Here is a 24,578-nt window from a genome sequence, read left to right as displayed (position 1 = left end):
TACGCGAGCTGGGTTCAGAACGTCGTGAGACAGTTCGGTCCCTATCTGTCGTGGGCGTAGGAAATTTGAGAGGAGCTGTCCTTAGTACGAGAGGACCGGGATGGACGTACCGCTGGTGCACCAGTTGTTCCGCCAGGAGCATGGCTGGGTAGCTACGTACGGACGGGATAAGCGCTGAAAGCATCTAAGCGTGAAGCCCCCCTCAAGATGAGATTTCCCAACTAGTAAGACCCCTTGAAGACGACGAGGTAGATAGGTTGGAGGTGGAAGTGCAGCAATGCATGGAGCTGACCAATACTAATCGGTCGAGGGCTTATCCTAAAAGCTTTCTGAAAGAAAGCTCGCTACGTAAGCATATACAACACCCCAAAAAGTGAAGTGAAGCTTTGAAGCTGACACCGAATACTTTTCGGGGACCCCGATACCACATCGGGTAATGCTACGGATTCTAATCAACGCAAATTTCGTTTCGTATCTAGTTTTCAGGTGATCAAGCATCTGAACCGTTTGGTGGCGATGGCGGAAGGGTTCCACGCGTTCCCATACCGAACACGACCGTTAAGCCTTCCAGCGCCGATGGTACTTGGACCGAAGGGTCCCGGGAGAGTAGGACGTCGCCAAGCGAACAACCATAAAGACCGTTATCGAGTCATCGATAACGGTCTTTTCCTATTGCTCCTAAAGAGTGTGATGTTTCTATACTAGCCCCAAAAGACGATCCTAAAAGATCGTCTTTTTTCGTTTCGCCAAAGATTCATCCTCACGCTTTTTCGCAATCCTCTAAATCACCATAATGAGGCAGCAGTTCCCTGAGCGCACAAGCAAAATTTCCACACTGAAAAATCAGGCTTTACAGAACCAAACCACTAGTGTACTATTTAACTATAACACCGATACAAAAAGGAGTGGAACTAATACATGAGCGGAAACGATTCAAATAAAGGGACAACGAATATAGAGAATTCCTCAGGGGAATGGGTTGATGGAATCAGTGGATCGGCCTCCACCAATAGGAAAGATGCCAAGAAAGGTCCAGTCGTTCTAACGGTCGAACAGGTCACCAAGACGATTGGCAAGAAGAACATCGTCGATGGGCTATCCTTTGACATTCATCGCGGTGAAATCGTTGGTTTGCTTGGACCGAACGGCGCGGGCAAAACAACAACCATTCGGATGATTGTAGGGTTAATCGAGATGTCCCATGGCGATGTACAGGTAAAAGGGCACAGCATCAAAAAGGACTTCGTTCAAGCCGTCCGGCATATCGGGGGCATCATCGAGAATCCGGAATTCTATCCGTACATGAGCGGTTATGACAACCTGAGACAGTACCAGCGGATGTCTGAGGGAGTGACCATCACGAGAATCATGGAGGTTGTTAAGCTTGTTGGGCTCCAGGATGCCATCCACAAGAAGGTGCGCGCTTATTCCCTGGGAATGCGCCAACGGCTTGGAATAGCGCAGGCCTTGCTGCATAATCCATCCATCCTCATTCTTGACGAGCCGACGAACGGCCTGGATCCAGCGGGTATCCGCGAGATGCGGGATTACTTGAAGCAAATCGCCAAAGATGAGGGAATTGCCATTCTCGTATCCAGCCATCTGCTGTCGGAGATGGAACTGATGTGCAGCCGTGTGGTCGTTATCCAAGAGGGGAAATTCGTAACCGAGCGTTCTATCGGGGGGACAGTCGTTAATGAAGAATTTACTACGGTAAGCTTCCGCGTGAATGACGCGACCATGGCTGAACAAACGATTAGACATTTGCAAAACATCACATTGCGGAGCACCCAACTGGAGGAGGGAATCATTACCCTTCAACTTCAGGAAGAAGATATTCCTTCGCTGATCCAGACACTGTGTGATGCACGGGTACGGATTTACCGCGTGGAAGAGATCAAATCGTCACTTGAAGAAGAATTCTTAAAATGGACAGGAGGCAACCGCATTGCGTAGCTTTGGAAATCTCGTCTGGAATGAATGGCTCAAAATGTTCAAGAAACGCAGCTTCTTCCTGCCCTATGCGCTTTTGGCCGGAATGGTGGTCTTCACGGCGTTCTTGCTCTATAAGTTTTCCGGTGGGAGCAGTACCGGTTATGAATTTGCCGAGATAGCTGTTACAACCAAGGGAATGGGGCAAGTGCTGACCCTGCTCGCCATTGTCGTGACGGCAGGAGCCGTAGCGAAGGAACACAGCATGGGAACCATCAAATTGCTGCTTATACGTGCACAGAGCCGCACCAAAATTTTGGCATCGAAATATGTGGCCGTATTGATTTACATCTTAACACTGGTGGCCTTCATGTTTGCTGTAGCCGTGCTGACAGGTCAAATTACGTTTGGCATGGATGTCGGCTCCGTTACGCTTGGCGACGTGCTCATTGGAGCCGTGAACAACCTGGTGTATACGATCGTTTATGTAACGCTAACCTTTATGGTAGGCATTCTAACGAGATCTACCGGTCCTGCAATCGGTATCGGCATGTTCATGGTCATTATGGAAAGTATGGTGGTACAGCTGCTTGCGCGTTACTCCTGGTCTAAATACCTGTTATTCCTGAACGTGGATCTTTCCATGTACAGCGGAGGCGCAAGCTCTCCGATTCCAGGCATGAGTTTAACATCCTCAATGATGATGCTCGCTGTATATCTCCTCTTGTTTCTTGCGATAGGCTTTGTTACGTTTAAAAAACGGGATGTCGCATAAGGGACCTGAGTTCGAGGTAGAGCGGCGGAAAGGAGCAACCCGACAGTGAGTATAGAATTCGACAATAATCTGCCGATCTATTTACAGATCATGACGTATTTAAAGAAAGAAATCATCATCGGCAAACTACAGCCCGGTGATAAAATCCCATCGGTTCGAGAATTAGCGAGTGAGCTTCAAATAAATCCAAACACGGTGCAGCGAACTTTTCAGGAATTGGAGCGTGAGGGTATTGTGGAGACGCGGCGGGGATTGGGTCGATACGTGACAAGCGAGGAATCCAAAATTATGGAAATCAAAAAAGAAATGGCAGGCGATCTGCTGGAACGCTTTATTCGCGGCATGCAGGAGCTTGGCTTTAAAGATCAGGATATCATATCGATCGTGGAAGATGCTGTGAAGCAGCCATGATCCATAGCGGAGGTGAAATCACGGTGGAGAATCTGTTACAGGTAAAGAACGTGACCAAAACGTATGCCGGTGGCCGCAGAGCGTTACATGATGTTAATCTGGATATCAACGGTGGAAAAATCATTGGTTTGCTGGGCACCAACGGCAGTGGTAAGAGTACGCTTATGAAAATTGCCGCTGGGTTGATTCAGCCCACAACGGGCGGCGCTTACGTCAACGGCAAACCGGTCGGCCTGGAAACGAAAGCCGTCGTTTCCTTTATGCCGGATCGGCCCGTGACGGAATCCTGGATGAAGGTATCGGATGCGGTGGCATATTTTAAAGATTTTTATGAGGACTTTAATGTGGAGAAGGCACGCAACATGCTGGAGTTCATGAATTTAAAGACCCATGACCGCATCAGTTCCTTATCCAAAGGAATGAATGAGCGCCTGCAGTTAACATTGGCCTTGTCCCGTGAAGCCCAGCTGTATATGCTGGATGAGCCGATTGGCGGAGTGGATCCGGTAGCCCGGGGCAAAATTTTGGATGCGATTGTGGAATTCTACAACGAGGACAGCAGCATTATCATTTCAACCCATTTAGTCCGGGATATTGAGCGGATATTTGATGAAGTGATCTTTATTCAGCGCGGCGAAGTCGTCATGCATGACGAAGTTGAGAACATCCGCCTGAGACACGGAAAAAGCGTGGATGAGATGTTTAAAGAGGTGTATGCAGAATGATGAAACTGTTGAAATACGACTGGAAGAGAAACTCGACCACGCTGCTTGGTGCCTTCGCGATTCTACTCATTATACAGATTGCGATCACGGTCACAGGCTCGATAAGAGAATGGAAGCTTGGAATCATGTTCGGTTTAAGCATGTTGGTATATGGCTCCATGAGCGTACTGCCGCTGGTGGTCGCTTGCAGGACATTCGATTTTAATATCCAGGCATATCACCGGCGTCTGCTCCCCGTGCGTTCTGTCTGGAACGTGGTTTCCTCCCTTATATTGGCTTGCGCGAGTTTACTGGCGCTTTGCGTTCTGATGGCTCTGCATTTGTGGTACTATTGGGACTCCGCAAGCATCCCGTGGGAGACTCTCCATTTTTCGGACTTCCCTGTCCTGTATTATATCGGGCTTGCTCTTCATATGGTATGGAAATTCATCTATTTGATGATAACGATATTTTTTGCCATAACCATGGCCAGAAGTATCACAAAGAAAGGCAGTGTATGGATCGGTATTCTGGTGTTTTTTGTACTGCAGTACATTCTTGGCTGGCTCAGCAACCTGCTCTTTGGAGAAGGAGCAGCATGGATCGGGCCGATGACCACCATTTCGTTCGAGAATGAGGTGAACTTTACCGTATCTGGAGGGCAATATACGTTTGCATGGGGGGCGTTTGCTTTCGATGTAATAATGACTGCCTTGATCTTGTATGCAACGGTTTACCTCATCGACCGGAAGGTTGAGGTTTAACCAAAAAAAGATACTTGGAAATCAGGAAAACGAATGAACAAGGTCTAGACTATAGAACGAACAAAGAGACTGCCTATCGAGGGCAGTTTTTTTGCGTATGGAAGGAGATCATAGGGATGAGACAGAACTAGAATCAAACCCTAGCCTTCCTGAGCAAGAATGGAACCCTCCATTAGATCATGTGAAATAGGGATAAATACGTAATTGCGACTTAAACATTATAACGTTATATTCACGTAGCGCTCGTTCTGTGCTATGCTATAACCACGACACTCAACTTACACAATGTAAACCGACGGGATAAGAGGATCCAAGGCTGGTCCGGCAAGGCTGAAGGAGTGAAGCTATGAAAATATTGGAACAGCGTTTTATTATACGCAATGTAAAGACGGTCCATGAGGATGAACCTTTTGACATTGTCATGGAGAATGGATTCATAACCGAAATAACGGATGCAAACACGGCCGAGGGTGCCAACAGTTTTGATGGTACAGGTCTATATGTGTCCAGCGGCTGGATCGATATGCATGTCCATGCGGTCGCTAAGCTGGAGCCTTACGGAGATGCCATCGACGAAATCGGCGTTAAGCAAGGGGTTGCCACCATAATCGACGCAGGGAGCTGCGGCGCGGATACGATTGGAGAACTGGCAGCCGAGGTTACCAGGTCCAAGACGAATGTGTTTGCTTTTCTGAATATTTCGCATATCGGTCTGCAGCGGGTCGACGAGTTGTCCAGTCTGGAATGGATCGATGCCGAGAAGGCAACAAAGGCGGTAAACACGTATCCGGATCTGATCATTGGACTCAAGGCCAGAATTAGTAAAAGCGTCGTCAAGGACAATGGGGTGGAACCGCTTCGACTCGCAAGAAAATTGTCGGATAAAACGTCACTGCCGCTGATGGTACATATCGGGTCAGGGCCACCTCCGATTGAGGAAGTATTGGAGCTGCTTCAGAAAGACGACATTATTACTCATTATATGAACGGCAAAGCCAACAATTTATTTGATTCGGACGGGAAGCCGATCCCTGCCCTGGTGGAAGCGATAGCTCGCGGCGTCCATCTGGATGTGGGCCATGGAACGGCAAGCTTCTCGTTCTTGGTGGCGGAATATGCCAAGGCCCAAGGGATTAAGCCGGACACGATCAGCACCGATATTTATCGCGGGAATCGCATCCATGGCCCGGTGTACAGCCTGGCTAATGTCATGACGAAGTTCCTGTATTTGGGGTACAGCCTGCAGGAGGTGGTCTCAGCGGTAACGGACCATGCAGCAGGATGGTTGCGCCGTCCGGAGCTTGGCCGAATTCAGGCCGGCGATGCCGCTCACCTGACGCTGTTTGCCCTGCAGCAGGGCGCTATGAGTTTAACGGATTCCGAAGGGGAGACCCGAATCGCTGATCGATATATCGAAGCCAGAGGAGTGGTTGTCAATGGATCATTCATTACATGCTAAATACGGGTTGAAACGAGTGGTTAATGCCAGCGGGCGCATGAGTATTCTTGGCGTATCGGCGCCGACGGATACCGTCATGGAAGCGATGCGGATCGGCGGGCAGAGTTACGTGGAAATCGCGGATCTGGTAGATAAGGCGGGCGACTACATGGCGCGCATCCTTGGTTCCGAGGCTGCGGTCGTTGTCAATTCCGCTTCCAGCGGAATCGCGCTTTCCGTGGCTGGAATCGTCACCGAAGGCAATCGCAGACGCAGTGACCGACTGCACCAGGAGCCAATCGCGAAGAACGAGATTATCATGTTTAAGGGACATAATGTGCAGTATGGTGCACCTGTTGAAACGATGGTTTATCTCGGGGGCGGCAAGGTCGTTGAAGTTGGGTATGCCAACGAAGGGCGCAAGGAGCATATCGCAGAAGCGATTAATGAGCGTACAGCCGCTATTTTGTATGTGAAATCCCATCACTGCGTACAGAAAAATATGATTTCGGTGGAAGAAGTGGCAGAAGTGGCCCAGGCACATGGACTTCCGCTGATTATCGATGCTGCTGCCGAAGAGGATATCCAGAAGTATGTGAAATACGGAGACCTGGCGATATACAGCGGATCCAAGGCAATTGAAGGCCCGACCTCCGGCATTGTCGGCGGCAAACGTCAATACGTCGAGTGGGTAAAAGCGCAGCTGCATGGTATTGGGCGCAGCATGAAGGTTGGCAAGGAAACGACGTTTGGACTGCTTCAGGCGCTGGATGAGTATATGGTGAAGGAAGATAAGAGTGAGCAGGAGAAAGCGGCACTGGAGGAAATGAAAACCTTATCGAAATTGCCGGGCATTGAGGTGACCATTGTTCAGGACGAAGCGGGAAGGGCGATCTATAGGGGGCGCGTGAAAGTCGATGAAAATGCGGCCGGGGTCAGTGCCAAGTCCATGAACGATCAGCTTCGCGCAGGCGATATTGCTGTGTACACCAGGGATTACGGCGTTCGCCAGGGATATTTTGATATTGATCCTCGCTCGCTTTCCGGGGATGATTTGCAGGTCATTATAACGAGAATACAGCAGATTGCAGGGGGAAACTAAGATGGCAAACATGGAGAAACGTCTTTACAGAAATCGCGCGGCACTGAACGTGCTTGCAGGCAGCATTCAGAATGCGAAGGAAATTTTTGAAGCTTCGGAAGGGCATGTACTGGTTGGCGTATTGTCCAAAAATTATCCGAATGCACAAGAGGCCGTTATTGCGATGAAGGAGTACGGCGCCGTTATCGAAGATGCGGTATCGATCGGATTGGGTGCCGGCGATAACCGCCAAGCTGCGGTGGTAGCCGAGATTGTAAAAAGCTACCCAGGCACGCATATCAATCAGGTGTTCCCGGCTGTCGGTGCTACACGTGCCAATCTGGATGGCAAAGAAAGCTGGATTAACAGCCTTGTTTCTCCTTCGGGTCAAGTGGGCTACGTGAATATCTCAACCGGACCGGTGAGCGCCGCCGGATCGGACAAAGCCATCGTACCTGTAAAAGCAGCCATCGCGCTGGTGCGCGATATGGGCGGTAACGCACTGAAGTACTTCCCGATGCAGGGCTTGAAGCTGGAGGATGAGTACCGCGCGGTAGCGAAGACGTGTGCGGAGGAAGGATTCGCGCTTGAACCAACAGGCGGGATTGATAAAGAGAATTTTGAAGCCATCGTGCGCATCGCATTCGAAGCGGGAGTGCAGCAGGTCATCCCGCACGTGTACTCCTCGATTATCGACTCAACAAGCGGAGATACAATCATTAGCGATGTTCAAGAGCTGCATCGCAAGCTAAAAGCGCTGGTTGATCAATATGCCTAAGACGATTGCCGCATATGGCGAAGTGATGATGCGTCTTCAAGTACCGGGATATGCTTCCTTGGCTCAAGAGAGCCATCTGAATTATTCCTTTTCCGGCACGGGGGTAAACATCGCCTCGGCTGTGGCAAGGTTCGGTCATAACGGTTACCTGGTCAGCACGCTGCCGGATAACCCGCTTGGCGAAGCGGCGGTTTCCTACCTGCGCAGGCTTGGCATCGATACTTCGCTCATAAGCCGCGGAGGCAAATATGTTGGCATGTACTTTTTGGAGAATGGCTTTGGTGTCAGGCCCGGACGCGTGACCTATACGGACCGGCTGGGCAGCAGCTTTAACACGGCAGAGGATGCCATGTACGATTTCGGTGCGATTGCCCAAAAGATAGACATGATCCATTTTTGCGGTATAACTCTTTCCATGAATGACACGGTACGAGGTCAAATGAAGACACTGGCTCGTGAAGTTAAGGCTAACGGGGGAACCGTTGTGTTCGATTGCAATTATCGTCCCTCTTTATGGGGGACAGACCGCTATGAGTTTGCCAAGCCGCACTATGAGGAAATGCTGTCATTGGCGGATATCGTCTTTATGAATGAGAAGGATGCTATCTATATCCTTGGTATGGAGACGACCCGGGAGGATCGGAACGAACAGCTGCAGGAGTTGATTCCGAAGGTGGCAGCGAAGTATAATATTACGGTTGCGTCGGGTACCCACCGCAAGATCAACGGGGATAACACCCATTCCCTGCAAGGCTATCTCTACACGGATCGAGCGTTTCATTTTTCCAAAACGTTGACGTTTTCCGTTCACGATCGTATCGGCGCGGGTGATGCTTACGCCAGTGGGGTGATTCACGGGATCTCGGAGGGTTATGAACCGAATCGGACGGTTGATTTTGCCGCAGCTGCGGCGATGCTTGCCCATACCGTAACAGGGGATACGCCGACGGCGAACGAACGCGAAGTGCTTCAGGCAATGAGTCATCATATGTCTGACGTGGAAAGGTAGGAGAAGCATGTCGATCACGCGGAAGAACGGTCCGCTATACTTGCAAATCAAGAAGATCATAAAAGATCGGATTCTGCATGGGGAATATCCACTCGGCTCCCATATTCCTTCCGAGCCGCAGCTGGAGCAGGAATTTAACGTTAGCAAAATGACGGTCCGCAATGCGATCCAGGAGTTGTATCAGGAAGGATATGTAGAGAAGCGGAGCGGGGTAGGAACGATTGTGACCCGGAATACTTCCTTCTCCAAGCTTTCCAAAGGCAAGCTGTTTACCGAGATTCTGGTCGAAGAAGGACACCAGATTCGGAAGCGTCACCTGAAGACGGAATGGGTGCTTAATGAGCCGGATAGCGAACTGTTCTTAAAATTCGGGGAGCAGTGCCTGCTTATTGAACGATTGTATTTACTGGACGGGAGTCCTTTTATTTACTACACTCACTACGTGTCATCCCAAGTGGATATGGGTGAAGAGTTCGGTTCCACCGAACTACCGTCTCTCTATGACCGCATCGAGGAAAGTCAAATTACGCTGGAGAATTTCCGCGACCGTTTCCTGGCAACCGTGGCAAATGAAGAGACTGCCTCCTTGCTTGAAGTAAGTGTAGGCTCTCCGTTACTGAAGCGGCTCAGAACCTCTTATGACGGGACAGGCAGCATCATTGAATACAGCATCGGTTATTACAATACGGAGCTGCAGCACTACTTGATCAGTTATGACGCTTAAAGCTTGACACGATACAGCATTATGATATGGAGAAGTGGCCTTGTAACCGGTTTTCACCGGTATGGAGGCTGCTTCTTTTTTGTTGCCCTTTGTATGAATTGTTCTTGAAGAAGAGGCTATAAGCGATCAAAGAACTGGGTACAATAATAATAAAGGCAAAGCGCGATAAATTGAGAAGTACCTCTTGGCAAAATGAAAAAATGTGCTATAATGAGATCAAAGTCAAAGAAAGTCAAAGTCAACGAGAGGGTTCGCTGGTTTTGATTAAGGTTAAAATTAACGTATAAGCAAGGCTCTGTGCGGACGTGTAAGATCACTATCCGTCTTAACGTTTCAAACAGTGGAGGATGAACAGACCAATGCGTAATATCTCTGATATTATCGAACAATACCTGAAGAGCATACTGCAGGAAAGTCCGGAGGGTACCGTTGAAATTCAACGCAACGATCTGGCGGAGCAATTTTCTTGCGTTCCTTCCCAGATTAACTACGTGATCAGTACACGGTTTACGCTGGAGAAGGGCTTTCTTGTCGAGAGCAAGCGCGGCGGGGGCGGGTACATACGCATCCAACGTATCGAGCTTCCCCAGCATACTGCACTCCAGCAGCATCTTCATCATACCATTGGCAGCATGATTGACCAGACGGTGGCTGAAGGATTGATTTACCAGCTAGAGGAGTCCCGTTTTTTAACGAAGCGGGAGGCCAGCGTGATGCGGGCCGCCATTTCACGGGAGTGCCTGAATGTGAAGCTTCCTTATCGGGATGAGCTGCGTGCAAGGATTATGAAGGCGATGCTTATTTCTTTATTAGGTAAGTGAGTCTGTGTAAGGGGGCATCGGATTATGATATGCCAAGAATGCGGTAAACGGCCGGCGACACTTCATTTCACCAAAATTGTGAACGGGGAGAAAACGGAGTTTCATTTTTGTGAAACCTGTGCCCGCGAAAAAGGGGAATTGATCCCCGGCACGTCGAATGGTTTTTCTATACACAGTTTGCTGTCAGGTCTTCTGGATCTGGATCCTTCAGGCAAGGGCCAGAGCCCCGGCGCAAAAATGGCCCAGACGCTGCAGTGCGAAGAATGCGGTATGACGTATTCCCAGTTCAGCAAGCTTGGCCGGTTCGGCTGCAGCTCGTGTTATAAATACTTTTCGGATCGATTGGATCCATTGTTTAAGCGAGTCCATGGAGGAACATCCCATGTCGGCAAAGTGCCAAAGCGTACAGGTGGCCGGATTCAGATCAAACGCCAAATTGATGAGCTTAAGAAGGAGCTTCAAATTCGGATCGTGCAGGAGGAGTTTGAAACGGCTGCCGAGATCCGGGACCAAATCCGTGAGCTGGAGCGAAATATGGCTCAGGGATAAGATTGTAAGATTTTGCACTTTAGTAGGAGGAATGCGTGATGTCTAATCTCCGGTTTACCGATTCGGCGCTGAGCGAGTGGATGCGCGGAAACGGTCAGGATTCCGACATTGTCATCAGCACCCGTGTCAGGGTGGCGCGCAATCTGCAGCATCTTCCTTTCCCGCTGCTGGCAACGGATCAGCAGTCAGGAGAAGTGCTAGAGCGCCTGACGAATGTGTTGAAGAATAAGGACGATTTGCAGGATTTCGGGGATTTACATGTAATTAAATTAAGTGAGATTGATGAGCTGGATAAGAAGGTTCTTGTTGAGAAGCATCTGATCAGTCCCAATCTGGCGAATGAATCCCGAAACGGGGCAGTCATCCTTACGGAAGATGAATCCGTCAGCATTATGATCAATGAAGAGGATCACCTGCGCATACAGTGCTTATATCCCGGATTTCAGGTTCGTGAGGCATGGGCACGTTCCACGGCGCTGGATGATGTTTTTGAATCCGAGATCGATTATGCATTTGATGACAAGCGAGGTTATCTTACCAGCTGTCCGACCAATGTCGGAACCGGCCTACGCGCATCGGTCATGATGCATCTGCCGGCTCTTGTTATGACACAGCAGATTAACCGGATTCTCTCGGCTGTGTCGCAGGTAGGCTTGACTGTAAGAGGGATTTACGGCGAAGGCAGCGAAGCATTAGGCAACCTGTTTCAAATCTCGAATCAGATAACGCTCGGTCAAACCGAGTCGGAGATCATTGAGAATCTGCACAGCGTTGCCCTGCAAATCATTGAGCATGAGAAGAATGCCAGAGCCCGGCTCTTGGGTGAATCCAAGCTCCGGATTACGGATCGGGTTATGCGCTCCTATGGCATACTGTCCTATGCGGCGGTGATGGATTCCAAGGAAGCGGCCCAGCGTTTGTCCGATGTTCGGCTTGGCGTGGATCTCGGCCTCTTGGAAGGTCCGGAAATCCCGGTCATGAATGAACTGAATGTGAAGACGCAGCCGGGCTTTCTGCAGAAGACCTATGGAGAGGGCATGACCCCTTCCGAACGCGACATGTACAGGGCTAAGCTCATCAGAGAAACATTGGGTAACCATTAAGGATTTATACTCGTTTTACTGTTGGATGACGGTTTAAGCGTCCTATTGCTGACGATACACCGAAATCCGCGAGGTTCAATATATTAATTGAAACGTGGAGGTGCAATACTATGATGTTTGGCAGATTTACGGAACGTGCACAAAAGGTGCTTGCATTGGCTCAGGAAGAAGCGGTACGACTGGGGCACAACAATATCGGCACAGAACATATCCTGCTAGGACTTATTCGTGAAGGAGACGGCATTGCAGCCAAAGCGCTGATCGGACTTGGACTTGGTCTTGAGAAAATTCAGGATGAAGTCGAAACATTAATCGGACGCGGTCAGGAGCAGCCTACCAACATTGCCTATACGCCAAGAGCGAAAAAGGTAATTGAGCTCTCCATGGACGAAGCTCGTAAGCTTGGTCATACCTACGTAGGTACGGAGCATATTCTGTTGGGGCTGATTCGTGAAGGTGAAGGGGTTGCCGCACGCGTGCTGAACAACCTAGGCATTAGCCTGAACAAAGCCCGCCAGCAAGTGCTGCAGCTGCTCGGCAGCAGCGAAGCGGTATCGAGCCATCATGGCACGCCGCAAAACGTAAGCACGCCTACACTTGACAGCCTCGCTCGCGATCTGACCGCCATTGCCAAAGAAGGCAACCTGGATCCGGTCATTGGACGCAGCAAAGAAATCGAGCGCGTGATTCAAGTGTTGAGCCGCCGTACGAAGAACAACCCGGTGTTGATTGGTGAACCAGGGGTAGGTAAGACGGCGATTGCGGAAGGCCTGGCACAACGCATCATTAACAATGAAATTCCGGAGACACTGCGTGACAAACGCGTCATGACGCTAGATATGGGCTCGGTTGTTGCCGGTACGAAATACCGCGGCGAGTTTGAGGATCGCCTGAAAAAAATCATGGATGAGATTCGTCAAGCGGGCAACATCGTTCTGTTCATCGATGAGCTGCATACCTTGATCGGTGCAGGCGGTGCAGAAGGCGCCATTGACGCTTCCAACATTCTTAAGCCATCATTGGCACGCGGAGAACTTCAGTGCATCGGGGCAACCACACTGGACGAATACCGCAAATATATTGAAAAAGATGCTGCCCTCGAGCGTCGTTTCCAACCGATCACGGTGGACCAACCGTCGCCTGAGGAAGCCATTCAGATTCTGTATGGACTGCGTGACCGTTATGAAGCGCATCACCGCGTGAAAATTACGGATGAAGCGATCGAGCAGGCTGTAAAATTGTCAGACCGCTACATTACGGACCGCTTCCTGCCGGATAAAGCGATTGATCTGATTGACGAGGCTGGTTCAAAAGTTCGCCTTCATACGTATACCATACCGCCTAATCTGAAAGATCAGGAAGCGCATCTGGAGGACATCCGCAAAGAGAAAGACGCAGCTGTCCAAAGCCAGGAATTCGAGAAGGCTGCAGCGCTGCGCGATACGGAGCAGAAGCTCCGCGAAGAACTAGAAATCACGAAGAATCAATGGAAAGAAAAACAAGGACGTACCGATTCCGAGGTAACGCCGGAGGATATCGCCGACGTTGTCGCCAACTGGACGGGTATTCCTGTAAATAAACTGAAAGAAGAAGAGACCGAGCGTCTTCTGAATCTGGAAGAAATCCTCCACAGCCGCGTGATCGGTCAAGAGGAAGCGGTCAAAGCGGTCAGCCGTGCGGTTCGTCGTGCACGCGCAGGCTTGAAAGATCCGAAGCGTCCAATGGGCTCCTTCATCTTCCTGGGTCCTACAGGGGTAGGTAAAACCGAGCTGGCACGCGCTCTTGCTGAAGCGATGTTCGGAGATGAGAATGCGGTTGTGCGGATCGATATGTCCGAGTACATGGAGAAGCACTCCACGTCACGTCTCGTCGGAGCGCCTCCGGGATATGTAGGTTACGAGGAAGGCGGTCAGCTGACCGAGAAAGTACGCCGCAAACCGTATTCCGTTGTCCTGCTCGACGAAATCGAAAAGGCGCATCCTGAGGTATTCAACATCCTGCTTCAAGTGTTGGAAGATGGACGCTTGACCGATTCCAAGGGCCGCGTGGTGGACTTCCGGAACACCCTGATCATCCTGACCTCCAACGTGGGAGCGGAAGCGATCAAGAAAAATTCTACGCTTGGATTTACTGCGGTGACGGATGCAGGTCGCGATTATAACAACATGAAAGGCAAAGTGATGGATGAGCTCAAGAAGAGCTTCCGTCCGGAGTTCTTGAACCGGATTGACGAGATTATCGTATTCCACTCTCTGGAAGAGAAACACATTGCCGAAATCGTGACATTAATGTCCGACGAGCTGCGCAAGCGTCTGAAGGAATTCGAGGTGCATTTCGAGCTCACAGACAAAGCGAAGGCCTTCATTGCGAAGGAAGGATACGATCCGGCCTTCGGTGCCCGCCCGCTGCGCCGGGCTATCCAGAAGCACATCGAGGATCGTCTCTCCGAGGAGCTGCTGAAAGGTACGGTGGCCAAGGGTGATTCGCTTGTCATCGATGAAGCAAACGGCGAGCTGGTTGTGAACAAGAGTGAAAGTGTAACGGCCGCATCGGCCGAAACGGAATAAGATGTACACCCCCCGCTGGAGTTAAATCCAGCGGGGTTTTGTTTTGTTGGTGTGAAGTCAGATTCCGGTACTGCATGATGGGGATATCTTTTGAAGGGTACTCGGTATGAGCTGCTTGTGATTAGTTTGAAATTCCTACAGTTCAACCGAGCGGAGAGGACGGAATCGTTCTGAAGAAGCGATAGCGGTCGCCTTTAAAACCGGGAAACCACTTTTGATATCAATTCCAGTTTCCTGGGTTTAACAGCGATCGTAAGAACGATCCGGCAGCGAAGCGGACACGGTTTTTAGTTTATATTCTCCAGCAATTAAAGCCTTGTATCCCACTCGCCCCTTCAAATTTGAAACAAATCCTTCTCATCCCGCGTAAAGTTTCCAATTAACCTTTACGTTGAATTATAAGAAATGGTAAACTTTGATTAATGCCTGATTTTGCAGGGTTTTACGGAATCCGACAAATGATGTGCGACATAAAGGAGACTCACATGGCAAAAACTAAAACGAAATTTTTCTGTACCGAGTGCGGCTATGAAGCGCCCAAATGGTTCGGAAAATGTCCGGGCTGCCAATCATGGAATTCCATGGTAGAGGAGACCGAGACGGTAATCAAGACGCAGGGGATGAATTCCCCTCTTTTTCATAGTAAAGAAAAACCCCTTTCGATCATAAATATAGAAAGCGGTAAAGAACCCAGAATCCAGACGGGCATTGCGGAATTGAACCGTGTGCTCGGCGGCGGGCTTGTCCCAGGTTCACTTGTGTTAGTCGGCGGTGATCCCGGCATCGGCAAATCCACGCTGCTGCTGCAAGCCTCCAATCGATTGGCTCAGAACGGTATACGCGTTCTGTACATTTCGGGTGAGGAATCCGTACGCCAGACCAAGCTGCGTGCAGATCGGCTCGGGGCGCTGTCCCCGGAGCTGTTTGTCCTATGTGAAACCAATCTCGAGTCGATTGAGGAAGCCATTGAGAACGTAAAGCCTGGCTTTGTTGTCATTGACTCCATTCAGACGGTGTATTTGCCGGAGGTAACCAGTGCACCGGGCAGCGTTTCCCAGGTACGGGAGTGTACGGCACGATTCATGCGATTGGCGAAGGTGAAGGGCATAGCGACCGTCCTGGTCGGTCATGTCACCAAGGAAGGCGCTATTGCAGGCCCAAGGATGCTGGAGCACATGGTGGACTGTGTGCTTTATTTTGAAGGAGAGCGTCACCATACTTACCGTTTGCTTCGTGCGGTAAAGAACCGTTTCGGTTCGACGAATGAGATTGGCATTTTTGAGATGGGTGAGGATGGACTTCGGGAAGTCGGGAATCCATCCGAACTGTTTTTATCTGAACGGCCTTTAGGTGTAGCGGGTTCAACCGTTGTTGCAAGCATGGAGGGAACTCGCCCGGTTCTGGTCGAGCTGCAGGCGCTCATCTCCACAACCCACTTCCCGTCACCGCGCCGGATGGGCACAGGGGTGGACCACCACCGCATGAATCTAATCATTGCCGTGCTGGAGAAACGGATGGGCATGTACCTGCAAACCCAAGACGCCTATCTGAACGTAGCGGGCGGCGTGAAGCTCGATGAACCTGCGGTGGATCTGGCCATAGCGGTCAGCATAGCGTCCAGCTTCCGCGACATTCCGACCAAGCCGTATGACGTTATTTTTGGCGAGGTGGGTTTGACCGGTGAGGTTCGGGCCGTTTCAAGAGCGGAGCAGAGGGTAAGAGAAGCCGAGAAGCTGGGTTTTAAGCGCGTACTCATGCCGGAGAAGAGTTTGAAGGGATGGAAGCATCCGAAAGGAATACAAATTATAGGAGTAAACACCGTTGCAGATGCATTAGCGGTTGCGTTAGATTAGGGGGCATACGAAGGTGAAAGAAACGAGCCAACTGGACAAAATGAATGATTTGCTAAAGCTGGTAGCACCGGGAACGCCGTTTCGCGACGGACTGGAGAACGTGCTGCGGGCGAAGACGGGCGCCCTGATCGTTGTAGGCTACAGCCCGGAGGTAATGGAAGTTGTCGACGGCGGCTTCTCCATTAACTGCGATTTTTCGCCAAACTATTTATACGAGCTAGCCAAGATGGACGGCGCCATCATCCTTAGTGAAGACTTGAAACGAATCTTATATGCGAATACCCAGCTGATTCCGGATTCCTCGATCTCTTCCATCGAGACAGGGATACGGCACAGAACAGCGGAGCGGGTAGCGAAACAGACAGGTAAGCTGGTTGTGTCCATCTCGCAGCGCCGAAACATCATTACGCTGTATCAAGGATCGCTGCGGTATGCATTGAAGGAAATCGGCGTTATCCTAACCAAGGCCAATCAGGCTATACAGACCTTGGAGCGATACCGCGTGGTGCTTAATCAATCACTCACCAACCTCTCGGCGTCTGAATTTGAAGAACTGGTTACCATTCCGGAAGTCGTGAATGTGATACAGCGCGTCGAGATGGTGCTCCGCATCAAGAAGGAGATCAAGCGTTATATCAACGAGCTCGGTAACGAAGGCCGCTTGATCAGCATGCAGATGGATGAGCTTGTGAGCAATATGGAGGAAGAGGCTTGGCTGCTGTATGCGGACTATGCCCGGGAGTACAGCGAGGAGAAGATCCGCGAGATCATTCTCGCGCTGAAGCGTTCAACGGATGAGGAGCTGCTGGACATTCATCATATTGTAAGACTTCTGGGTTATCCGGCTTCCGCCGCTGCATCGGAGGAAGAAATACTGCCGCGTGGTTACCGAATTTTGAACAAAATCCCGCGCCTGCCGAATGTGATCGTTCGTAATCTGGTAGATCAGTTCCATGATTTATCCAGCATTATGACCGCTTCCATCCATGAACTTGATGAAGTGGACGGGATTGGCGAAGTTCGCGCACGCACCATTAAAGAAGGTCTGAAACGGTTGCAAGAACAAGTATTCATTGACAGACAAATCTAAAAGACCTACAATCGATGTTCGTACGTAACATTAATGAGGTGAATAAAAAATGACGAAATCAATTCCGAACATGTTTACTTTAGGTAATCTGTTTCTCGGAATGATTGGTATCATCTTGGCGACGGAAGGTCGAACGAGTATGGCGGCTATTATGATTATCATTGCCATGCTCCTTGACGGACTGGACGGTCGGGTAGCTCGGGCGTTAAATGCCCAAAGCGAGCTCGGTAAGGAACTTGACTCATTATCCGATGTAATTTCATTTGGCGTAGCACCGGCACTCATTATGTATACCGTAGCTTTTACGGATATTAATACAGCACTGGCTTGGACAGTGACCGCCATATTTCCGATGTGCGGCGCACTGCGTCTTGCAAGATTTAATGTTCGTCCGGGCATACCGGGATATTTTATCGGCCTGCCGATCCCCGCTGCGGGAGGCGTGCTGGCAACCTTGGCGTTATTCCATGAAGAGATTACAGCAACTTATATGATTATTGCCGTACTTCTGCTTTCTTATCTTATGGTTAGCGCAGTCAAGTACCCGAACTTCAAGAAGATTGGCATTCCGAAAACAGCGATTAAATTTACGCCCCTCGTCATCATTGGCGCAGTTATGGTTGCCGTGTTCTTACCAGAGCAGACCTCCAAGCTGATATTCTTGCCATTGGTCCTGTACGCAGGTTATGGCTTGCAGCAGAATTTCCGCAGGCTGAACCGCAAAAAACGTCGCAAAAAGGATGATCCCAATTCAGATGAGGCCTATCAATCCTCTGACCGATAAGCCGGATTCGGACATAGCTCCAAATAAAAAGCATTTATTTCCCTGCTAGCGCAGCGAGATAAATGCTTTTTTTGTATGCATGGAGTGCCTTGCCGTTACGAACCGTCATCTTGTTGAGGGTCTTACGACAGGTTAAAAATACCCAATGTGGAGCATTTCTGAGACTCCTTGACAACAACCTCATCCAGTTGAATGTCCAGAAGATTCGCAAGGGCAGACATATAAAATAGGTTGCGGCCAAGCTCGGTGCTAACCGCTTCACGGCAATTCTCGCACAGATGGCCTTCGACGTGCGTGCCGGCTAATTCCCGGGCTGATTCGAGATCAGCGCCGATATCGAAGGTTTGCTTCGTAGCGTGGAGCTCGATGCATCCGCATTCTGTGATGGCCTTGGTTACGGCCCGGTTGACTGAAGCATTGCTTTGACCATTTTTAGACAGAACATCCAAGAGACTGCGGTGACGGAGCAACAATTCGGAAACTTGGTCCTGAAAAGCCTGTAAACTAGGAGCGCTCATTTATACATCCACCTCGATATTATGAATTGAGTTCATTATATTCCACTAGTTCAGGCGATTTCAACCAATTTCAGGTGTCTGCAGGCGGTCAATTCCATTTGTGAGGTTGATGTCAGTACACGTCAAAGCCTGATGGGGGTAGGCGAAACCGGTAGAATATGGGGATATGGAAATATTATAAAAAAACGTCAATCGATGCGCTTCAACAGAAGAGACACCGCGTTTTTGGGGATGTTTATCCTGCGATGATCCAATTTATTGGGTTCCAGCCAAAAACGTTACATTCGATAATCTTAAAAAAAGATGGGCCGGCACGATTACGACTTTATAAATTGGACCATACTGGAAAATAGAAGCAAAGATATTCAGGTATAAAAAGGAGGTGTGCGGAAGCTCATGTTAAAAAAAGCTATTTTAGCATTTACAGTATTATGTGGAGCATGGGGCGGGTATACGTTATATCATACAATGGAACGGTCTTTCTCAGGGCTCTCGCCTATTTTTGGACAAGGTTTATTTGCAGCGGGAAGCGGAGCCTTCGCGGTGCTTGGAGGATTATTGTTTGGCATGATCGGCGTGCTGTCAGCGGATCGGGTCACGAGATGGCTGCACAGCCTGATCACTTCGTTCTCCCGGATTCCGATGAATGAGCTGGCTGCGGGTACAGCGGGACTGTTGAGCGGCCTGCTGCTGTCGCTATTGCTGTCACCGGGGTTGTCCTTGCTTGGACAAGCAGGGCAGCTGCTGCAGGTTGGCATTACGCTGCTCGGCGGTTACATCGGGTTTCGCATTGGACTGGAGAAGAAGGATGAATTGGCGTCCTTGTGGATGTCGGGCAAGTGGAGCCAAGCCGCTGAGCCTGAGGGCCGGCGAATAGAGGAACATAAGATTTTGGATACGAGTGTCATTATTGACGGGAGAATTGCGGATATTTGCAAGACCGGATTTATCGAAGGAACGATTGTCATTCCTGAGTTTGTTCTGGAGGAACTTCAGCATATTGCGGATTCCTCAGACCTTCTTAAGCGAAATCGCGGCCGGCGCGGCCTTGATATTTTGAACAAAATCCAGAAAGAGCTGGACGTCAAGGTACTCATTTATGAAGGCGACTTTGAGGAAATATCCGAGGTCGACAGCAAGCTGGTGAAGCTGGCCAAAGTGCTTCAGGGCAAAGTGGTCACCAATGATTTTAACTTGAATAAGGTTTGCGAGCTGCAGGGCGTGTCGGTCCTGAACATTAATGATCTCGCTAACGCGGTCAAACCGGTGGTCCTGCCAGGGGAAGAAATACTGGTACAGATTATCAAGGACGGCAAGGAGCATGGTCAAGGCGTCGCGTATCTGGATGACGGCACGATGATCGTCGTGGAGGGCGGCCGCGAGTACATCGGCACGATGATGGAAGTGCTCGTTACCAGCGTACTGCAAACCTCGGCGGGCCGAATGATCTTCGCAAAACCAAAACTGTTGGAAAAAGCCCAGTAAAGGGGTATGATGGGGATATACATATCCGCTATTCGTCCTTTTGGGGCGTGTTGGGTGAGACAGGAGTTTGGTGCTTGATGAGTAACTTCGGCGCTGTCATTGTAGCGGCGGGAAAAGGAACGAGGATGGGCACCCGGGAGAGCAAGCAGTACCTGGCTCTGAATGGAAAGCCCATTATCGTTCATACGCTTGAAGCATTCAGCCGGATACCATGGCTGCAGGAAATTGTGCTTGTGACGGGGATGGAGGATGTCCCTCGCTGCGAATCCTGGATACAGGAATACGGTTTGGACAAGGTGTCCGCTGTAATCCCGGGGGGAAGCGAGAGGCAGCAGTCCGTATACCAAGGCATTAAGCAAATTTCTTCAGAATGGGTAATGATACATGACGGCGTAAGGCCGTTTGTAACGCAAGAGGAGATTGAAGCCTGCCGCGATGCGGCAATCCTCGAGGGCGCCTCGGTACTTGGGGTTCCCGTGAAGGATACAATTAAACAGGTGAACGGTAAGGGGCAGATTACAGGCACCCCGGACCGTCAAAGTCTGTGGGCCGTTCAGACCCCACAGGCTTTTCGTCTTTCCGACCTGCTGTCCGCCCATGAGGCAGCGGCGAAGGATGGGTTTACAGGCACCGACGATGCCATGCTGATGGAGCGGGCAGGACATCCGGTAACCGTGGTGGAGGGGAAATACAGCAATATTAAAATCACCACGCCGGAGGATCTGGAATATGCAGCTTTTTTACAGAAACGTAAGGGAGAGGACATGGAATGATTCGAGTAGGACAGGGGTTTGACGTACATCAGCTTGTAGAAGGAAGGCCGTGCATCATCGGAGGCGTCACGATTCCTTATGAGAAAGGGCTTCTCGGGCACTCCGACGCCGACGTGCTGCTGCACGCCGTAACGGACGCGATCCTGGGGGCGCTTGGGCTCGGCGACATTGGGCGCCACTTTCCCGATAACGATCCTGCCTTTAAAGACGCCGACAGTCTGAAGCTTTTGGAGCAGGTATGGGTCATGGCCAAGGAACGCGGGTATACACTTGGTAATATCGATTCCACGATTATTGCGCAGAAGCCAAAGATGGCGCCTTATATTCCGCAGATGGCGGAAGTGATCGCCAAAGCGCTGGATGCTGAGGTGGATCAGGTGAACGTGAAGGCGACCACTACCGAGCAGCTCGGGTTTACCGGCAGGGGCGAAGGAATCGCCGCGCAATCGGTTGTCTGCCTCGTAAAAGGTGTGCTATCATCTTGAAGTATGTGTTCAATAAGGGGATATTTTGAGCTAGGAATCTTGAAAGAATAGGGAAGCGGAGGGGTTTACAATGACCGGAGAAGTCCGCGTGCGCTATGCACCGAGTCCAACGGGACATTTACATATCGGCAATGCCAGAACGGCATTATTCAATTATTTATTCGCCCGCAAGAACAACGGGAAATTCATTATCCGTATCGAGGATACGGATGTAAAACGCAACGTAGAAGGCGGAGAGCAAAGCCAGCTGAAATACTTGAAGTGGCTTGGCATGGACTGGGATGAAAGCGTGGATGTCGGGGGCGAGTACGGGCCTTACCGCCAGACCGAGCGTCTTGATATTTATAAACAATATTGGCAGGACCTTCTGGATCGCGGGCTTGCTTACCGCTGCTACTGCACGGAAGAAGAGCTGGAGCAGGAGCGGGAAGAGCAGATGGCTCGCGGCGAGACGCCGCGCTATTCCGGGAAGCACCGGGAGTTGACGGAAGAGCAGCGGCAGGCGTTTGAGGCTGAAGGCCGTGTGGCCAGCATCCGCTTCCGCGTTCCGGAAGATCGTATCTACACATTCGATGATATGGTGAAGGGTACGATTTCGTTTAACAGCAAAGAGACGGGCGACTTCGTTATCGTCAAAAAAGACGGCATTCCTACCTACAATTTCGCGGTAGCCTTAGACGATCATCTGATGAAGATCAGCCATGTGCTCCGCGGAGAGGATCATATCTCCAATACGCCGCGCCAGCTGATGATCTATGAAGCCTTCGGGTGGGAGCCGCCTCAGTTCGGACATATGACCCTGATCGTGGGCGAGGATCATAAGAAGCTGAGCAAGCGTAATGAATCGATCATCCAGTTCATCGAGCAGTATGACCAGCTTGGCTATTTGCCAGAAGCGCTGTTCAACTTCATCTCGCTGCTTGGCTGGTCTCCGGAAGGGGAAGAGGAAGTGTTCTCCCAAGAGCAGCTGATCTCGATCTTCGATGAGCATCGTCTGTCCAAGAGCCCGGCGGTATTCGATACGAACAAGCTGGCTCACCTGAACAACACGTATATCAAGAACGCGGATCCGGATCGGATTGCCGATTTAGCCATTCCGCATCTGCAAAAAGCTAGCCGCTTGCCGTCCGAGCTTACGGCCGAGCAAGAGGAGTGGGCACGCGCGCTCGTAGCGCTCTACCAGGAGCAGCTGACGGCTGCTGCGGATATCGTGGATCTGTCGGAAGTGTTCTTCCGTACGCATCTGGAGCTGGATGCCGAAGGGATTGAAGTGATGGGCGGCGAGCAGGTGCCAGTCGTATTGTCGGCATTCCTTGCGAAGATCGAGCAGAGTGATGAGTTTAACGCTCCGAAGATTGCGGCGCTGATCAAGGAAGTTCAGAAGGAGACCGGATTTAAGGGCAAACAGCTCTTTATGCCGATCCGCGTAGCCTTGACGGGACAAACCCATGGCCGCGACCTGAACCAGACAATCTGGCTGCTTGGCAGGGATCGCGTGCTTGACCGTTTGCGTTCTCAGATCAAAGGCGCATAATTCGGGCGGCTTCCTCGATAAACGTTCCTTGTCAGCCCGTATCTCATCAGTTATAATTACACCAAACTATAAGTGAAGTACTCTTTGATCTAGGGTTTTTAGGATTATAAGCCCAGCGGAGGAGGCGGAATCGTTCTGGAGAAGCGAAGCGTTCGCCTTTGTCTTCCGATTTCAACCTAAGTAAAATATAGTTAAAGAAACTCGGAAGACAACAGCGATCGGAAGAAGGATCCGCAAACGAAGCGGTCATTATCACTGACTTAGATCAACAAATATAAAACGTATAAAAGCTACGATCAGGAGAAGTACGCGTAAACAGGCACGTTCCAGAGAGGACAATCGGCAGAAGACAAGGACCACTTGAATTTGCCGGCTGAGAGTTGTCCCGTCGCCTGCAGCGGAAATGCACCTGTGAGCTGCATGGTTGAAGCGAACATAATCGTTAGATCATGCCGGTCGTCTGCCGTTAATGACATGAAGAGAATCGGTAGAATCCGTCCCTGACGAAGGGAGGAGACTTGTGCCGGTTCTAAGCAGAGTGGAACCGCGGTCTAGCGCCTCTGCAGCGATGAGCTGCAGGGGCGTTTTTTAGTTGCAGGAATAACGATGGATAGCAAGTTGCATGCGCGATTGGAAGAGGGGAAAGAGGGAGCGTTCATGTTTAAACAGATGAAATCGGATATTCGGACAGTGTTCGAGAATGACCCGGCTGCCCGGGGACTTTTTGAAGTGGTATTCACCTACTCGGGGCTTCACGCATTATGGGCGCACCGGGTAGCTCATGCATTATTTAAGCGGCGATGGTATACGCTGGCCCGGTTGATATCCCAGTTCAGCCGGTTTATGACAGGGATCGAGATTCATCCGGGAGCCCGTATCGGGCAGCGGCTGTTCATTGACCATGGGATGGGGGTTGTCATTGGAGAGACCTGTGAGATTGGGGATGACGTGGTGATCTACCAGGGGGTTACGCTTGGTGGAACCGGTAAGGAAAAAGGCAAGCGGCACCCGACCATCGGCAACAACGTGGTCATCGGTTCGGGGGCGAAAGTGCTAGGTTCCTTTACGATTGGGGATAACTGTAACATTGGTTCCAATGCAGTCGTTTTAAGACCTGTTCCCCAAAACAGCACCGTTGTCGGCAATCCGGGAAAAATCGTGAAACAGAACGGGGAGCGGGTGCGCGACCGGCTGGATCACACGAATCTGCCCGATCCGATTGTTGATATGCTCCGCTCGATGCAGAAGGAGATCGATCAGCTCCGGGCGGAGCTTCATGAGAGCAAACGAAACCAGCCTCAAGGCATGGTATCCGAGGCCGTTGTGACTTCGGCCAAAGAAGAGTAAGCCCGTAAGCCGTGAAGGAATAATAAGCGATGGAATGAAAGGATTGAGATGAT

The 24,578-nt window shown here is 50.4% G+C and carries 24 protein-coding genes and 2 rRNA genes (1 of these 26 only partly in view); 24 read left to right on the top strand and 2 right to left on the bottom strand.

Annotation, left to right across the window (positions count from 1 at the left end):
* The 19 genes from MKX98_RS31065 to pssA all read left to right on the top strand — a co-directional run.
* A 23S ribosomal RNA gene (locus MKX98_RS31065) occupies nucleotides 1-321 on the top strand; it begins 2,607 nt to the left of the window's first position.
* Nucleotides 322-506: 185 nt separating this feature from the next.
* Nucleotides 507-623: ribosomal RNA gene (gene rrf / locus MKX98_RS31060) — 5S ribosomal RNA — on the top strand.
* 295 nt (nucleotides 624-918) lie between these two features.
* Entirely contained in the window at nucleotides 919-1,956 is a 1,038-nt protein-coding gene (locus MKX98_RS31055; RefSeq protein WP_194544721.1) for an ABC transporter ATP-binding protein, read from the top strand.
* Nucleotides 1,949-2,707 carry a DUF2705 family protein gene (locus tag MKX98_RS31050; protein ID WP_339220187.1) on the top strand — a complete coding sequence of 253 codons (759 nt, stop codon included), beginning with the start codon at nucleotides 1,949-1,951 and terminating at the stop codon, nucleotides 2,705-2,707. The genes MKX98_RS31055 and MKX98_RS31050 overlap by 8 nt, the downstream gene beginning before the upstream one ends.
* A gap of 45 nt (nucleotides 2,708-2,752) precedes the next feature.
* The gene (locus tag MKX98_RS31045; RefSeq protein WP_076326254.1) at nucleotides 2,753-3,118 is read left to right on the top strand and encodes a GntR family transcriptional regulator; all 366 of its coding nucleotides are present in this window, start codon (nucleotides 2,753-2,755) and stop codon (nucleotides 3,116-3,118) included.
* Nucleotides 3,119-3,141: 23 nt separating this feature from the next.
* Nucleotides 3,142-3,843, top strand: coding sequence for an ABC transporter ATP-binding protein (locus MKX98_RS31040; protein WP_220687306.1), 702 nt, complete (start codon nucleotides 3,142-3,144; stop codon nucleotides 3,841-3,843).
* Nucleotides 3,840-4,586 (top strand): hypothetical protein, encoded by a 747-nt coding sequence (locus MKX98_RS31035; RefSeq protein ID WP_220683754.1) that lies wholly within the window; start codon nucleotides 3,840-3,842, stop codon nucleotides 4,584-4,586. Before MKX98_RS31040 ends, MKX98_RS31035 begins: the two co-directional genes overlap by 4 nt.
* Before the next feature lie 355 nt (nucleotides 4,587-4,941).
* Nucleotides 4,942-6,045, top strand: a complete 1,104-nt coding sequence (locus MKX98_RS31030; protein WP_339224617.1) for an amidohydrolase/deacetylase family metallohydrolase — start codon at nucleotides 4,942-4,944, stop codon at nucleotides 6,043-6,045.
* Nucleotides 6,023-7,126, top strand: a complete 1,104-nt coding sequence (locus MKX98_RS31025) for a DgaE family pyridoxal phosphate-dependent ammonia lyase (RefSeq protein WP_339220183.1) — start codon at nucleotides 6,023-6,025, stop codon at nucleotides 7,124-7,126. Before MKX98_RS31030 ends, MKX98_RS31025 begins: the two co-directional genes overlap by 23 nt.
* Before the next feature lies 1 nt (nucleotide 7,127).
* Entirely contained in the window at nucleotides 7,128-7,883 is a 756-nt protein-coding gene (locus MKX98_RS31020; protein WP_339220181.1) for a KDGP aldolase family protein, read from the top strand.
* On the top strand, nucleotides 7,876-8,892 hold the full coding sequence (locus tag MKX98_RS31015; RefSeq protein ID WP_339220179.1) for a sugar kinase: 1,017 nt from the start codon (nucleotides 7,876-7,878) through the stop codon (nucleotides 8,890-8,892). The genes MKX98_RS31020 and MKX98_RS31015 overlap by 8 nt, the downstream gene beginning before the upstream one ends.
* Before the next feature lie 7 nt (nucleotides 8,893-8,899).
* On the top strand, nucleotides 8,900-9,616 hold the full coding sequence (locus MKX98_RS31010) for a GntR family transcriptional regulator (RefSeq protein ID WP_339220177.1): 717 nt from the start codon (nucleotides 8,900-8,902) through the stop codon (nucleotides 9,614-9,616).
* A 359-nt stretch (nucleotides 9,617-9,975) separates the two neighbouring features.
* Complete coding sequence (locus MKX98_RS31005) at nucleotides 9,976-10,437, top strand: CtsR family transcriptional regulator (protein ID WP_194544714.1); 462 nt, start codon at nucleotides 9,976-9,978, stop codon at nucleotides 10,435-10,437.
* 24 nt (nucleotides 10,438-10,461) lie between these two features.
* A complete protein-coding gene (locus MKX98_RS31000) occupies nucleotides 10,462-10,986 on the top strand; it encodes a UvrB/UvrC motif-containing protein (RefSeq protein WP_194544713.1) in 525 nt (174 codons plus the stop codon).
* A 38-nt stretch (nucleotides 10,987-11,024) separates the two neighbouring features.
* On the top strand, nucleotides 11,025-12,089 hold the full coding sequence (locus tag MKX98_RS30995; RefSeq protein ID WP_339220174.1) for a protein arginine kinase: 1,065 nt from the start codon (nucleotides 11,025-11,027) through the stop codon (nucleotides 12,087-12,089).
* A 110-nt stretch (nucleotides 12,090-12,199) separates the two neighbouring features.
* Entirely contained in the window at nucleotides 12,200-14,656 is a 2,457-nt protein-coding gene (gene clpC / locus MKX98_RS30990) for an ATP-dependent protease ATP-binding subunit ClpC (RefSeq protein ID WP_194544711.1), read from the top strand.
* Between the two features lie 485 nt (nucleotides 14,657-15,141).
* Nucleotides 15,142-16,509, top strand: coding sequence for a DNA repair protein RadA (gene radA / locus MKX98_RS30985; RefSeq protein ID WP_098749113.1), 1,368 nt, complete (start codon nucleotides 15,142-15,144; stop codon nucleotides 16,507-16,509).
* 13 nt (nucleotides 16,510-16,522) lie between these two features.
* Nucleotides 16,523-17,599, top strand: coding sequence for a DNA integrity scanning diadenylate cyclase DisA (disA, locus tag MKX98_RS30980; protein ID WP_071221037.1), 1,077 nt, complete (start codon nucleotides 16,523-16,525; stop codon nucleotides 17,597-17,599).
* Between the two features lie 49 nt (nucleotides 17,600-17,648).
* The gene (gene pssA / locus MKX98_RS30975; protein WP_071221036.1) at nucleotides 17,649-18,383 is read left to right on the top strand and encodes a CDP-diacylglycerol--serine O-phosphatidyltransferase; all 735 of its coding nucleotides are present in this window, start codon (nucleotides 17,649-17,651) and stop codon (nucleotides 18,381-18,383) included.
* 122 nt (nucleotides 18,384-18,505) lie between these two features.
* On the opposite strand, the gene MKX98_RS30970 is transcribed toward pssA, so the two are convergent.
* Nucleotides 18,506-18,901 (bottom strand): DUF1573 domain-containing protein, encoded by a 396-nt coding sequence (locus MKX98_RS30970; RefSeq protein WP_071221035.1) that lies wholly within the window; start codon nucleotides 18,899-18,901, stop codon nucleotides 18,506-18,508.
* A gap of 396 nt (nucleotides 18,902-19,297) precedes the next feature.
* On the opposite strand from MKX98_RS30970, the gene MKX98_RS30965 reads away from it, so the two are divergent.
* From MKX98_RS30965 to gltX, 4 genes are all read left to right on the top strand, one after another.
* Nucleotides 19,298-20,386: a PIN/TRAM domain-containing protein gene (locus MKX98_RS30965; protein WP_071221034.1), complete on the top strand. Its 1,089-nt coding sequence runs from the start codon at nucleotides 19,298-19,300 to the stop codon at nucleotides 20,384-20,386.
* Between the two features lie 77 nt (nucleotides 20,387-20,463).
* Complete coding sequence (ispD, locus tag MKX98_RS30960) at nucleotides 20,464-21,159, top strand: 2-C-methyl-D-erythritol 4-phosphate cytidylyltransferase (RefSeq protein ID WP_339220168.1); 696 nt, start codon at nucleotides 20,464-20,466, stop codon at nucleotides 21,157-21,159.
* Nucleotides 21,156-21,644, top strand: coding sequence for a 2-C-methyl-D-erythritol 2,4-cyclodiphosphate synthase (gene ispF / locus MKX98_RS30955; protein ID WP_071221032.1), 489 nt, complete (start codon nucleotides 21,156-21,158; stop codon nucleotides 21,642-21,644). The genes ispD and ispF overlap by 4 nt, the downstream gene beginning before the upstream one ends.
* A 70-nt stretch (nucleotides 21,645-21,714) precedes the next feature.
* Complete coding sequence (gene gltX / locus MKX98_RS30950; protein ID WP_339220166.1) at nucleotides 21,715-23,178, top strand: glutamate--tRNA ligase; 1,464 nt, start codon at nucleotides 21,715-21,717, stop codon at nucleotides 23,176-23,178.
* Between the two features lie 296 nt (nucleotides 23,179-23,474).
* Here gltX and MKX98_RS30945 read toward each other — a convergent pair whose 3' ends face one another.
* Nucleotides 23,475-23,654 (bottom strand): hypothetical protein, encoded by a 180-nt coding sequence (locus MKX98_RS30945; protein ID WP_339220164.1) that lies wholly within the window; start codon nucleotides 23,652-23,654, stop codon nucleotides 23,475-23,477.
* 181 nt (nucleotides 23,655-23,835) lie between these two features.
* Between MKX98_RS30945 and cysE the strand changes: the two genes are divergently transcribed.
* Nucleotides 23,836-24,525: a serine O-acetyltransferase gene (gene cysE / locus MKX98_RS30940; RefSeq protein WP_194544960.1), complete on the top strand. Its 690-nt coding sequence runs from the start codon at nucleotides 23,836-23,838 to the stop codon at nucleotides 24,523-24,525.
* The last annotated feature ends 53 nt before the right edge of the window (nucleotides 24,526-24,578 follow it).

It is taken from the genome of Paenibacillus sp. FSL W7-1332, from assembly GCF_037969785.1.
Taxonomy (GTDB): domain Bacteria; phylum Bacillota; class Bacilli; order Paenibacillales; family Paenibacillaceae; genus Paenibacillus_AQ.
Note: the sequence above shows the minus strand (reverse complement) of the source record. Positions and strands in the feature narration are given on the sequence as shown.

Coding starts and splice junctions, on each gene's coding strand:
- MKX98_RS31055 (WP_194544721.1), top strand. CDS start 919: ATGAGCGGAAACGATTCAAATAAAGGGACAACGAATATAGAGAATTCC.
- MKX98_RS31035 (WP_220683754.1), top strand. CDS start 3,840: ATGATGAAACTGTTGAAATACGACTGGAAGAGAAACTCGACCACGCTG.
- MKX98_RS31025 (WP_339220183.1), top strand. CDS start 6,023: ATGGATCATTCATTACATGCTAAATACGGGTTGAAACGAGTGGTTAAT.
- MKX98_RS31020 (WP_339220181.1), top strand. CDS start 7,128: ATGGCAAACATGGAGAAACGTCTTTACAGAAATCGCGCGGCACTGAAC.
- MKX98_RS31015 (WP_339220179.1), top strand. CDS start 7,876: ATGCCTAAGACGATTGCCGCATATGGCGAAGTGATGATGCGTCTTCAA.
- MKX98_RS31010 (WP_339220177.1), top strand. CDS start 8,900: ATGTCGATCACGCGGAAGAACGGTCCGCTATACTTGCAAATCAAGAAG.
- MKX98_RS31005 (WP_194544714.1), top strand. CDS start 9,976: ATGCGTAATATCTCTGATATTATCGAACAATACCTGAAGAGCATACTG.
- MKX98_RS31000 (WP_194544713.1), top strand. CDS start 10,462: ATGATATGCCAAGAATGCGGTAAACGGCCGGCGACACTTCATTTCACC.
- MKX98_RS30995 (WP_339220174.1), top strand. CDS start 11,025: ATGTCTAATCTCCGGTTTACCGATTCGGCGCTGAGCGAGTGGATGCGC.
- clpC (WP_194544711.1), top strand. CDS start 12,200: ATGATGTTTGGCAGATTTACGGAACGTGCACAAAAGGTGCTTGCATTG.
- radA (WP_098749113.1), top strand. CDS start 15,142: ATGGCAAAAACTAAAACGAAATTTTTCTGTACCGAGTGCGGCTATGAA.
- pssA (WP_071221036.1), top strand. CDS start 17,649: ATGACGAAATCAATTCCGAACATGTTTACTTTAGGTAATCTGTTTCTC.
- MKX98_RS30970 (WP_071221035.1), bottom strand. CDS start 18,901: ATGAGCGCTCCTAGTTTACAGGCTTTTCAGGACCAAGTTTCCGAATTG.
- MKX98_RS30965 (WP_071221034.1), top strand. CDS start 19,298: ATGTTAAAAAAAGCTATTTTAGCATTTACAGTATTATGTGGAGCATGG.
- ispD (WP_339220168.1), top strand. CDS start 20,464: ATGAGTAACTTCGGCGCTGTCATTGTAGCGGCGGGAAAAGGAACGAGG.
- ispF (WP_071221032.1), top strand. CDS start 21,156: ATGATTCGAGTAGGACAGGGGTTTGACGTACATCAGCTTGTAGAAGGA.
- gltX (WP_339220166.1), top strand. CDS start 21,715: ATGACCGGAGAAGTCCGCGTGCGCTATGCACCGAGTCCAACGGGACAT.
- MKX98_RS30945 (WP_339220164.1), bottom strand. CDS start 23,654: ATGTCATTAACGGCAGACGACCGGCATGATCTAACGATTATGTTCGCT.
- cysE (WP_194544960.1), top strand. CDS start 23,836: ATGTTTAAACAGATGAAATCGGATATTCGGACAGTGTTCGAGAATGAC.